General features: G+C 26.9%; 14 protein-coding genes and 1 pseudogene. 11 read left to right on the top strand and 4 right to left on the bottom strand.

The features are described 5' to 3' along the window. Positions 1–50 precede the first annotated feature (50 nt). From HMPREF1984_RS10405 to HMPREF1984_RS10395, 3 genes are read right to left on the bottom strand one after another with little or no spacing between them, the layout of a single operon-like run. A complete protein-coding gene (locus tag HMPREF1984_RS10405; protein ID WP_036100614.1) occupies positions 51–1,001 on the bottom strand; it encodes a hypothetical protein in 951 nt (316 codons plus the stop codon). Positions 1,002–1,021: 20 nt separating this feature from the next. Then, on the bottom strand, positions 1,022–1,429 hold the full coding sequence (locus HMPREF1984_RS10400; RefSeq protein ID WP_021767964.1) for a hypothetical protein: 408 nt from the start codon (positions 1,427–1,429) through the stop codon (positions 1,022–1,024). 48 nt (positions 1,430–1,477) lie between these two features. Next, a complete protein-coding gene (locus tag HMPREF1984_RS10395) occupies positions 1,478–2,350 on the bottom strand; it encodes a DUF2262 domain-containing protein (protein WP_036100613.1) in 873 nt (290 codons plus the stop codon). Positions 2,351–2,649: 299 nt separating this feature from the next. Between HMPREF1984_RS10395 and HMPREF1984_RS10390 the strand changes: the two genes are divergently transcribed. From HMPREF1984_RS10390 to HMPREF1984_RS10340, 11 genes and pseudogenes are all read left to right on the top strand, one after another. After that, complete coding sequence (locus HMPREF1984_RS10390) at positions 2,650–2,946, top strand: hypothetical protein (RefSeq protein WP_051314514.1); 297 nt, start codon at positions 2,650–2,652, stop codon at positions 2,944–2,946. 460 nt (positions 2,947–3,406) lie between these two features. Then, entirely contained in the window at positions 3,407–4,015 is a 609-nt protein-coding gene (locus HMPREF1984_RS11695; RefSeq protein WP_232219708.1) for a hypothetical protein, read from the top strand. Position 4,016: 1 nt separating this feature from the next. Beyond that, a complete protein-coding gene (locus HMPREF1984_RS10380; protein ID WP_021767960.1) occupies positions 4,017–4,751 on the top strand; it encodes a hypothetical protein in 735 nt (244 codons plus the stop codon). Between the two features lie 105 nt (positions 4,752–4,856). Then, positions 4,857–6,011 carry an immunity 26/phosphotriesterase HocA family protein gene (locus tag HMPREF1984_RS10375; protein WP_021767959.1) on the top strand — a complete coding sequence of 385 codons (1,155 nt, stop codon included), beginning with the start codon at positions 4,857–4,859 and terminating at the stop codon, positions 6,009–6,011. After that, positions 6,011–6,670: pseudogene (locus tag HMPREF1984_RS10370) on the top strand (hypothetical protein); the annotation flags it as partial. The gene HMPREF1984_RS10375 and the pseudogene HMPREF1984_RS10370, both read left to right, overlap by 1 nt. 33 nt (positions 6,671–6,703) lie before the next feature. Then, positions 6,704–7,486, top strand: coding sequence for a hypothetical protein (locus HMPREF1984_RS10365; protein WP_021767957.1), 783 nt, complete (start codon positions 6,704–6,706; stop codon positions 7,484–7,486). A gap of 19 nt (positions 7,487–7,505) precedes the next feature. Next, positions 7,506–8,609: a hypothetical protein gene (locus HMPREF1984_RS10360; protein ID WP_021767956.1), complete on the top strand. Its 1,104-nt coding sequence runs from the start codon at positions 7,506–7,508 to the stop codon at positions 8,607–8,609. A 79-nt stretch (positions 8,610–8,688) separates the two neighbouring features. Next, positions 8,689–9,105: a hypothetical protein gene (locus HMPREF1984_RS10355; protein WP_021767955.1), complete on the top strand. Its 417-nt coding sequence runs from the start codon at positions 8,689–8,691 to the stop codon at positions 9,103–9,105. A gap of 52 nt (positions 9,106–9,157) precedes the next feature. Further along, a complete protein-coding gene (locus HMPREF1984_RS10350) occupies positions 9,158–9,532 on the top strand; it encodes a hypothetical protein (RefSeq protein ID WP_021767954.1) in 375 nt (124 codons plus the stop codon). A 69-nt stretch (positions 9,533–9,601) separates the two neighbouring features. Further along, a complete protein-coding gene (locus HMPREF1984_RS10345; RefSeq protein WP_036100611.1) occupies positions 9,602–10,378 on the top strand; it encodes a hypothetical protein in 777 nt (258 codons plus the stop codon). Further along, positions 10,372–11,136 carry a hypothetical protein gene (locus tag HMPREF1984_RS10340; RefSeq protein WP_021767952.1) on the top strand — a complete coding sequence of 255 codons (765 nt, stop codon included), beginning with the start codon at positions 10,372–10,374 and terminating at the stop codon, positions 11,134–11,136. Before HMPREF1984_RS10345 ends, HMPREF1984_RS10340 begins: the two co-directional genes overlap by 7 nt. Before the next feature lie 81 nt (positions 11,137–11,217). Here the strand turns inward: HMPREF1984_RS10340 and yibB are convergent, their stop codons facing one another. After that, on the bottom strand, positions 11,218–12,072 hold the full coding sequence (yibB, locus tag HMPREF1984_RS10335) for a protein YibB (protein WP_198011782.1): 855 nt from the start codon (positions 12,070–12,072) through the stop codon (positions 11,218–11,220). Position 12,073 lies beyond the last annotated feature (1 nt).

Below are 12,073 nucleotides of genomic sequence, written 5' to 3'. Positions count from 1 at the left end.
ATTTATATGACTTCTATATAATCCCATTTTTACGGGAAGCAGAAACTCCACTACCATAGATATTTTTCTATATATTCTTTTTCATTCTCTATATAATATGAAAATAATATTGTAAAATCTTTATGATTATAGTATGGCCTTATCTCCTTTACAATCTTTTTTACCTTCTCTTCCGGAGAGTCAGCCACATAAATCACTATAATAGGATGAATATCATTGTATTTCATAAACTCATACCAGTCTATTTCCTCAAATTTCCTTGGCTTGGAAAAGTACTCCTCAAACTTTTTGCCATATATCTTCATCCTTTCAAATTTTCCTTCCGTTACTTCATCTCCACATTCTTCATCCATTACTGTTAATGTTGTATTATGTCTTGTCAAACTTTTCGTAAAAATTTCACCATTCCATTCTTTTTGTATTATGCCACATGCCCATTTCCCAAATGAACCCATATTATGTTCTTTATCATATTTTATACCATGTTTTTTTAATATGCTCTCTATTTTTTCAAAATCATTACCCTTTGATTTATCATATATCAGCTGACTCCATAAATATGGTCTTAATCCATATTTGTCAATAATTTCAAACAGTAAATTAGATTTCCCTGTCTTGTTGAAAAATGGAACCTTCTCTATATCTTCGTATTTAAGAAAAGGAATTAACATACTTCCATCTCTAAAAACAAATTTTGTTGGAGGAGATTCTACATGGATTAAATCCCTGTCATAAAAAAACTCTGATTTATATTTTGGAACATCATACTTGTACAGGACATAGGATTCCGGGTTTTTTATCAGATTTCCACCTACAATATGTTCTTCCTTTACATAATATTCCCACTTATCCAGTGTCAGGTTAAATTCATTCTCGAGCATTTCCACATAGTCATCCAGCATCTTTTCTTCTCTTTCCTTTGTCTTTTCTTCAGAACTTTTACAGGAATAAAGACATAGTAAAGAAAGTATTACCAATAACATTTTTATTTTCTTTTTCATTTTATTCCACCCCATACTGTTTATTTTTCTGCCAGTTTTATTGTTTTTACTGCAAAAATCATATTAGAAAAAAAGATAAAAAATACTGAAATAATAATGATAGCTATACTTCTAATATTAATTCCAAATAATCCCGGAATAACTAGCATAGTTACAATACTTATAAATAAATTCAGTAAATTTAATACAAGACTTTTTTTCATATCCGGTTTTAATTCCAGAAATATTCTTTTTCTTTCTGAACAGTTTATAATCATTTTCCTGCTTTTAGAAAAAAATAATGAAATCACTATTTCTTCTTCTTTTTGTGATGTAAGGAACGTAAATTTTGAATCAGGTTTTAAATGATACTCTTTATCTGCTGCCCAGACTGTAATATAGTCATAATGACCTAAAAAATATTTATTTTTTATAGTTACTTCTGTCATTTTCACTCCTATTACCCCTTCTTTAAAAGTATATACCTTTATATTTTTCTAACCCGCTATATCCGCATTTGTAAACTCTAACTTCTGATTGACAGTAACTTCAATAGTATGCCCCCAGAACAAATCATCATCGTCAAAATAGAAATTAGCCGATTCACTGAATATATGAAGACCTGCAAATTTTATTCTTTCTTTAAACTCTTTTTCTGTAACTTCCTTTTCATCTTCTTCCAACCAGGAATCATTTTTTAATTCAAGCAGTTTATGAGCTGAATATTCTTTGGCTTTTTTTATAAAGTCTGTAAGTTCTATATTTGAAAAAATATTTTTCACTTTTTTGAGTTCTTCCTTATTTTCAGCATTAAAATAATATTCAATGCCTTCCTTAACTAATTTATAGATATTCAGTTCCCCGTTATTTGTAAATTTACCAAAATTTTTTATAGTAACTGTCTTAGGCATTTTTTCTTTCGTTATTTCCTCTAAAACAGTATCAGGTGCAGTCCTAAAAGCATTAGACAGCTCTTCCATAGTAAAATTTCTCCATATATTCTGCAAAGCCTTATTGAACTGTTTTAATGCGGCTTCTATTTTTTCTCCCTCTGTACTCAATAAAGAAAGTTTATCGCCTGAAAATTCCATTTCTTTCACAGAAAAATCATCTGGCACCGGTGTTCCTCCTATACCATAGCTTCCTTCATTTTTACGCCCCCATATAAGACAGTATATCGAATCATTTTCACTGCTTTCTGAGTTTGGAAAAAAATACTTTATACGATTTTCTTCTTTTACAATTCTTCCCTTTCTCAAAACTACAAAATCCTCCTTATTTTCAGAAAGGCAGTAAGGTAAAGGAAAATCTTTTAATATTTCCATATTTCCTTCTAATATTTCTTCATGAATTTTCTGAAGTTTTTCCATTGTATAAAAAATTTTAATCACCCTCCTATATTTTTCTAATCCATTCCCCATAGGTCTTGAAATAAGAGGCTCTGAAAGTGTTAGACTACCATCAGCCTCATAATACTACTTTGATATTGTTGTTCCTTTATTTTCATTCCTAAAATATATTTTATTTATATTAATATATTATAATATTTTTTTATTTACTTCAACATATTTAATTTTTTTTAAAATTGTAGTAGAATAAAAATAAAATGTATTATAAAAGCCTTGTTCATTTTAACAGACTAAATCTATCATCCAAGGAGGAAAATAAAGTGTTTAGAAAGAAAAAAGAAGTTTTTCATGTTGGAAAAGTTGAAATTATTATTAATGAATCAACCCTTGACGCATTTAGAAATACAATCTATTATGTAGATGTGCAGAATGCCCTGTGTATTAAAAGTGTTCCGTTTATTACCTGTGATATTTACGAAGATGAATTTTCTGACCATTTAATTGCTCAGGTGGGACTGGAAGATGATGAGGAAAACGATATATTACCAAGTGTAGAAGAACTGAAAAATAAAAAAATTGTTTGCTTTATTCAGTTAGATGAGCATATAATGAGATAAAACTATAAAAAAGGAGAATACAAAATTGGAAAATAAAAATTTATCTATATATGAATTAATAAAATCTTCCATTCAATCTGATGGAAGTTTACCCAAAGATTTTAGTCTTCCTCAAGAAAAAATAGATGGAATTTCTTGGGCAGATGGTGCTATGGACGGAGTTTTTTTATACCATACAGCCAGAAATGAAGACAGTATAGAACCTTTAAAAGACATTATTTTTCAAATTTCAGAAGGAAAGTTTGAAGAAGCTGACAATAACTTAAACAATTTAAATTTTTCAATGGTTTCAATAAAAATTCCCCTATTAAAATGGATTTTTCAGGAAAGAGAAAAAATAAATATTAATAATCTATATAAATTTTCCCTTTTTCAGTTAATTACTTCCAAAAATAAGGAATGTATAAAATTTTCTTTATCTGTATTGTCATTAATGGGGGTTGAGAATAATGCTGAAATAATGGAAAAAATAAAAATCTTAGCTCTTTCAGATGAATTTACCCTATATTGTTTAAATATAATAGAATATTCAGAAAATGCAAATGATGAAATTTTTGAAATTGCTAAAAAAGTTAAAGGATGGGGAAGAGTACACACTATTCCATATTTAGAAGTTACTAATAATGAAATAAAAGAATGGATATTGGAAGAAGGCTGCCATAATGAGGTAGTCCCGTCATATACTGCATTAACTTGTGCAAAAAAAATAAATTTACTGGAAATATTAAATGAAGAAAATATCTCCAGTAAAAGATTTAATAATATTTCATATTTAGTTGACGCTTTATTAGATGAAGGTCCTGTTATTGGAATTTCCGCTTTAGAAAATAGAGAAATGCTAATTGAAAAATATTTAGAAAAGGCAAAATATTTATCTTCATCTGAAAATGATTACCTTACTGTCATGATGATAAAAGAATACATAGAGGATAGCGAGGATATTAATAATGATTTTATAAAAATCTGTGATGAAATCCTGACTTCTGAAAAAGCTAAAAATAATATAAAGGAATTAATGAAAAAAGGATATGTTTTTCCTGATGAATTAATAGAAAAACACGGAGGCTAAAATGAAATTAATATTTATAGAATTTTTTATAGTTATATCGTTTATTTTTCTATTGTTTATTATTTTTATAATCAGAAAAAGATTAATAAAAAAAGTTATGTTTTTAGAAATTGATGAAGATTTAAAAAACTTAGCACCTGAAGAATTTTTTCTAAACATACTTAAGAGGGAAAAGTTTACAAAAACAGTTAACTATGCTAGATTTTTCTTATTTTTATTATTTACTGTCTTCATTATATTTCCAGTATATAAGGAATATAAAGATTATTCAGCTTTTTCAATTACTCCTGTTATACCAGTATTTACATGGTTTGTTATATCCAGTCTTTTTCTACTTGCTTTTATCAGTAAAAAAAGAGAAGATAAAAGAATTTCTGAAATGTTGGATAATTTAGAAAAGTTTGAACTTTTAAAATGTGCAAAAGCAGATTTTATGATCCAAAATAAAATAGTTGAAACTGGATTATTAGGAAATGATATAAAATTTGGAAGTAAATTTTTATTTGTTATTTATCCAGGCTATATAATTCCTTATTATTGGCTTGATGATGTAAAAATTGTAGAAAATCCTGGTAGATATGGTAGTAAATTCTATTATGTAAATGTTATATTAAAAGCACCTTTTAAACCTATAAATATAACTTTTGCAAAAAAAGAAATTTGTGAAAAAATAAGAGAACTTCTTTTAAAAAAGAAATATAAGTCACAAAAAATAGACAAAATATATAAAAAATAAATGTACTGAATCTCCAATACTGTGTCTAGCTTTTGGGGTCAGAGTACTGTCTCAAAAAATTGAAAAAAGTGTTATAATTACTAATAGGAAAACACGGAGGCTAAAATGAAATTAATATTTGAACTTAATAATGAACAAAGAAAATATTTAGGACTTATTCCTGTGGAAGAACATTGGGAACTTGTAAAGTTTGACAATGGTATCTATTATTATTTTGAAGATGACATTATTAGAAAAGAAATAAAAGTTAGCAAAAATTATTATCATGAATCTGAATTAAATGTAAAGACATCAGAAAATCGTACAATGATACTTCCAAAAACTAAAAGGGGAAAAATAAAAAAGTTTAATTATACAGCAACTCAATCTTTTTCACCTTTTGGAACTTATTTTACTTTTTCAACTGATGGAGTGATTATTGCAAATTATACTTCACAAAGAACTTATTATTCAGAAACATTTACTGAAAAGGAAAAGATATCTCTTGATGATTTAAAAAAATGGTTAGATAAATGGATGAAAGAAACTACTGAAGAAGATTTAGAAGAAATAGAAGAATTTAAAAACGCTAAAAGAAAGCATTGTAAATTTAATGAAGGTGATTTCTTTGCTTTCAAACTCTCAAGAAGAGAATGGTGTTTTGGTAGAATTTTAATGGATGTTTCTAAACTAAGAAAAGATGAAAATTTTGAAAAGAATAAAAACTATGGTTTAGCTCATCTTATGGGAAAACCTTTAATAATAAAAGTCTATCATAAGATAAGTGATAATAAAAATATTGATTTGAAAGAATTATCTAAGTGTCTGGCATTGCCTTCACAACCTATTATGGATAATATTTTTTATTATGGAGAAGCTGTTATTTTGGGTAATTTACCTTTGAAACCTGAGGAAAATGATATGTTTATTTCAGTTAGTGAAAGTATAAGTGGTATAGATAAAAATATTGCATACTTACAATATGGACTTATATATAGGGAAATTCCTCTTTCTGATTATGAAAAACTCATTAAAAACTTAAAAATTGGTCCTCAAACTCTTAGAAGAGAAGGAATAGGTTTTGTAATAGATACTTATAAATTAAAAGAATGTATAGAAGCAAAGTCCAATTCTCCTTTCTGGGAAAAATATAAAAAGCGTAATGTACCTGATTTGAAAAATCCAGATCATATAGAACTGAAAAGAAAAATTTTTAAAGCCTTTGGCCTTGATGCAGATAAAACTTATGAGGAGAATTTAAAAATGGTGGAGGTTAAATAATGTTTTTCTTAGGATATTTAGTTTTTTATTCTGCATTATCACTTTTAATAGATACATCAATATTTTTTTCAATACTTTCCTTTATATTAGGAGGAACATTATATTTTAATAGCAGCTCTCCTTTACAAGGAATAGCAATTTGTGCTTTTGGACTATTAATTTTAATTTCAAGCCTGTGTTATCATAGTAAAAAAATGCATGCTGGAGGTAGTTCATTTGTTAACTACAATACAAGCTGTAATTTTCTTTCAGTTTCCATAGCAACAGCTATCTTTGCTATTCCTGTTTGGTATATCATTGTTAAAACAGACATAATAGAAATAGTAGGTTCACCTTTATATATTTTTATCCCAAGTCTTCTTATATCTTGGGCTATACTTTTTAAAATAGCGGATAGAATTTTTATACACAATAGAAAAACTCAGGAAGTAGTTTTAGAAGATTATTTTACCATTCATAGAAGTAGAAGAAGTCTTACACATGTCTATATTTTTAAATTTAAAGATTCTCCAGATTTATATTCTACTGGAATGTTTAGACAGAGAATTTTTATAAATAAGATTGACTCTAAATTTTCCTGCACTTTTGGAAAAGGAATTTTTGGGACAAATTATATAACAAGTATAAAATTAATTGAAGATGCAGGAGTAAATGCTCCTATTAGAAAAAAATAAAATCCGGAGGATATTATAATGGAAAAAAATCGTAAATGGGGATATGTTTTTGATGAAAAATTAAATATGTATATTCCTGACTTACCAAGACAAAGAAAAATTGCAAAAGTGCTGCTAGTTTTATCAGCAATCTCTTTTATTGCCGCTTCAGTACAGGGATTTTTCCTAGATAAAACTTCTTATGAACAGATATCGTTCCTAATTTACAGCATAGTAGCAATATTCTTTTTTTTATCTTTATATGCCGTCATAAAAATAAATATACGCCTTATCGAAAAAAGATTAAAATTAATTGGAGAAGTCAAAAAAATAGATTCATCTGAAAAATTCGAAATTCGGCCTTTAAGAAAAAATAGATATCTTTTTTTCTGTATAATTGCCTTTATCATGATGATTTTTGCATTATCTTTACAGATAAATAAATTATTAGAAGATTTTTCATTTGAATTTATCATCTATCTCCTTTTTCTTATTGGAATAATGATATTCAGCTATATTAAATTTCTGAAGGAGCTTAAAAATAGAAAATATTCTCTGCTTATAGACAGACAAATTATAAAAATATACTTTGAAAATAATGAAATGGAATATATAAAAACAAATAATATAGACTATGTCAGATTTTATTCAATCAGACACGGAAGGAAAGCAAGAAGGGAAAAATATCCTACTTTACAGATTTTTGATATTGAAGAAAAAAAACTTGCTGAAATGACTATAAATTTAAATGATTACTATTTACTAAAGAAATATTTTGCAGAAAATAACGTGGCAATAAACGACCAGTATGAAGATTTTTAACAGGAAAAGGTGAAGAACTGTGGAGTTATCAGAAAAAGATGAGAAATATATTATTTCCTTACTCAAGCAAGGAAAAAAAGTGGAGGCTATTGCCTTTATTAAAGATAAAACAGGAATGACTTTAAAAGAGGCTAAAGATTATATTGATAAAAAAAACGATAATGAATATTATGATAAAAACATGTCTATTTCTGAAGAAGATGAACAATACTTATCTTCTCTGATTAATGAAAATAAAGAACTGGAAGCAGTTACTTTTCTTCATAAAAATAAGGATATGTCTTTATTGGAAGCAAAAAATTACACAGATAGGTTAATTTTAAATAAAAATATTGAAACTAAGAAGGAAAATAGCCGTAAATGGAACAGTGTTTATGATGAAAAATTGAATACTTTTGTTCCTAATTTAGCTAGACAAAAGAAAGCACTAAAAATAATGAAAGGTGTTTTCCTGATACTTCTGCTTATTTCTTTAGTTCAGCTGATTTTTTTGGATAGAAGCTCAGATATAAAAATAATAATTTTTAGCTTTTCTATCTTAGGTATTCTAGTTTTGATGATAACTTTACCTTTAGGTAGCTTAAGTATCCACTATATAGAGAATAAATTGAAAAAACTTGAAAATTTAGAAGTTTCAAATCAATTTGAAGTCAAAGCTTTCATCAGTAATTTTGATTTGTTTTTACAAGTCCTGGGAATTCTTATATTTATTATTATAATCCCTATTCTTTTTATTAAAAACTATAAGGGAGTAGACTATAAAAACTACAAGGAAATTTTTTATTTCTTTGGGTTGATTGCAATCACAGCTGCCGGTATTTATGAACTTTTAAAAATGTTAAAGAATAAAAAATATTCTTTAAATATAGACAGCAGGGAAATTACTCTGTTATACAATAAGAATGAAATAAAATCTATAAAAATTGAAAAAATAAATTTTATCAAATTTTATGATAAAAAAGTTAAGAGGGGGGGAAGGACTAATATTCCTATCATAGAAATTTTTGATATGGAAAAAAATGTATTTACTAAAATGGAAGTAAAAATAAGTGACTATATCCTATTAAAAAAATATTTTGAAAGACATAAAATAATGGTGGATGATAATTTTAAAATGCTTTAATTCAGAGAAATTAGAAATGGCTACTTATGAAGCTTTTTATGAAAAAAAAGAATAAGGAAGGTTTTAAAAGGATTATATTATGAATATAGAATTAGCAAAAGAGTTATTATCGTTTCATTCCTGTAGAAATGAAAATATTGGAAATCCTAAATGGGAAAAGGGATTTTTAGGAATTTTACGTCCTTTTCAAGGTGAATTAAATGAAAAAAATTTCATTGAAGTAATGGAATGTCTAAAAATACTGGCACCTGAAATTCAAAAAGAAAATATAGATAAAAATATAGTTTCTGATATTATGAATATTATCCATTATACAAGAATCTGGGTATCAGAAGGAGGAATGCTATCCAGAAATAACATATTAAGTCATGAGCAGACTAAATATCTATTAGCTTGGATAGATATTATTGAGCAATGTTTCATATATTTACTAAATAATGCAATGGAAATGGCTTTTGATGATTACGAAGATTACTGTAATAATAAATATTTTTAATATAGAATGAAAAATTGAATTAAATACTTAAAAATTAAAAGGAGGAGAAAAAATGATGATAATGATGATGTTTCTTAATATGTTAATACTTGTTATATGCGGTGTAACTCTCATATATTTAATAAGCAGAAAAAAAACAATGGAATGTTTTTATGTAGAAGAGGAAAACTTATATCTTAATTCCTTACCTGCAGTAAAAATTCCACTTTCTGATATTGATTATGTGGAATTTTACTATACCCGTATCCGTATCTCTTACAGGGGGCAAATAAAAGTTCATAAGAAAAATGGAAAAGTGGTTAAACGTTTTTTTCAGACAAGTAAAATTTCACTCTCTGTTACTGAGCAGATGATTTTAGATGAAATAGATAAATTAACACCATTTTTTAAGAAATATTACATACCTTATACTATTCAAGATAATTAAAGAAAAAAATCTATGAATATGAAATTATTGCAGCAACAGATATTTTTTACTGGAAAGGAAGTGTTTTTAATGGGAGATTTTGCCCAGATGCTGTTCATCCCTGTTGCCTTTATTGTACTAATCTTTATTGCCATAATCACAAAAAAAAGAGGGATGGAAAAAATTGTATTTTTAGAAAGTAATGATAAACTTGAAGATTTAAATCCCAGGGATTTTTTCTATAATATTTTAAAAATGGAGAGGGGAGCAAAAATAATTTACTGGACAGAAATTATTTTACTAATTGTGGATACTGCATATATTTTAGTTGGTGGATATCTTCAATATCTTGAAGAAATGAAATTTTTAAAAGAATTTCCTGATTTTCCTATAAGTCCTGTTTCTTCCGTATTTCTGAAATTCAGTATTCCTATTTTCATGTGGTTTGTTCTAGTTTTTCTGTTGGTATTTGCTTATTTTATGCAAAAGAAGGAAAATAAAAGAATTACTGAAATGTTGGATAATTTAGATAATCATAACCTTTTAACTTATGCAAGAGAAGATTTTTTTAAATCTGACAGAATAGTTGACACAGGAATAATAGCACAAAGCGATTTAAAACTTGGGAACGAATATTTATTCTGTATTTATCCGGCATATATAATCCCCTATTCATGGATTAGTAATATAAAAGTTGATGAAGTTTTTAATCGTGGAGGAAACTATTATTCTTTGACTTTTACTATTAATAACTTTTCTAATTTTATCCAGATATTTTTTATAAAAAAAAGTGTAGCTGAAAAAGTTAGGGAGCTTATCTTAAAAAATAAACATGAATTATACGGAAGGGATGATTTTAAATGGTAATGTCTGGAATAATCGGGGATATTCTCTTTATTCCCTCACTCTTTATTTTATCTATGTTTCTTGCTTTTTTCTTTAGAAAAAGAATAGTTAGAAAAATTTTATTTTTAGAATTTGATGAAAATGTAAAGAACTTAGCTCCCAGAGATTTTTTTTACAATATTTTAAAAATGGAAAAATCAATAAAATCTTTTTATTTGGCAGAAGTTTTATTTTTACTGGCAGATACCTTATTTATCCTATTTGGTGGATATGCAATGTATCTTGAAAGACTGGAACTTTCAAAGAAATATTCATATCTTCTCATAAGTCCTGCCTCATTCGTACTAGATCATTTAACACTACCAATTATTTTATGGGTTATTATGTTTTTCTTATTACTGCTTACATTATTTATGATAAAAAAAGAAAAGAAAAGAGTTTCTGACATGCTGAATTATTTAAATAAATACAATATTTTAAATAGTGCAAAAACAGATTTCTTTAACTCAGATAAAATAATTAAAAGTGAAGTAATATTACAAAGTGATATAAAACTTGGAGATAAATATTTATTTTCCATCTATACTGCATATATACTCCCCTACTCATGGATTAAAGATGTGAAAATTGAAAAAGTTCATGGTCGTGGTGGTAATGGAGGTTTTTATTATTTAAATTTCACTTTAAATAAATCTTTTAACCCTGTGAGAATATTTTTTGCTAAAAAGGAAACTGCCGAACAAGTTAAGAAATTTCTTTTGAAAAAAGCTTTTTATTAAAAAAATGCCTCAAAACTCTTTATAATAAGATGTGGGGCATTTTATTCTATAATCTGTTAATTTAAAAATTCTTTGGATTAATCAAAAGAAATCCTTTATTCTTTCAAACAGGCTCATCTTTATGGTTTTATCATATTTTCTGAAAAGATGGAACCATCTGTCCTTTCCAAGATAGTTCAGCTTAAACAGTTCAGGTCTTTTGAATATACTCATCATATAAAGTCCCTGATCATCATCAATAACATTTTCCTTTAAAAGCTCATTCTGATTATTTCTTAACAGCTTGTAAAATTCCTTCCATTTTTTAGGACTTCCTACAAGTGAACCTCCAATAATATATACGGCATTATTAAAAATCGCACTGTATACATCTTCCATACTGTTAAGAGGATGTTTTTTCCTTATTGTAAATAAGTGTATCTTTTCCTTGTCAAAGTCGTATTTCCAGCATTTGATACCATTAAGCGTCTCCATATCCCTTATATATCCAAAATCAACCCATGCTACAAGTTCTCCAGATACAAGTTTTTTTCTTATTGCATAATTGACAAAATAGGTTTTCAGATTATTTATAAGCACATATTCCGGAGACCAGTACTCTATATTTATAAGCATGTCTTTATTTACTCTGCTTCTAAACTCTTCACTTTTCTGGACTTTTTCTATTGCTTTTATCTGTCTTCTAAATTTCTTCTTAAGCTCTATTACAATTATTTTTGTAGGCTTTCCTTCCCTAAGTGCATCAATCCTGTCCCTATGTTCTTCAGAAGTGAAAACAACCATTTCATTTTCCAGTGCTGCAAGCCTTGAAAAGTGTTCAAAATACGTATCATTTGTTCTTCTCAGATAGTCAGGATACCCTTCACCTATTTCTCCTCTTCCTATATCAAAAAATGCAGTAACTATGCTTATTGGCTTTGTTTTTTCACTTACCATT

Origin of the sequence: Leptotrichia sp. oral taxon 215 str. W9775 (assembly GCF_000469505.1) — a bacterium.
GTDB lineage: Bacteria > Fusobacteriota > Fusobacteriia > Fusobacteriales > Leptotrichiaceae > Leptotrichia_A.
Note: the sequence above shows the minus strand (reverse complement) of the source record. Positions and strands in the feature narration are given on the sequence as shown.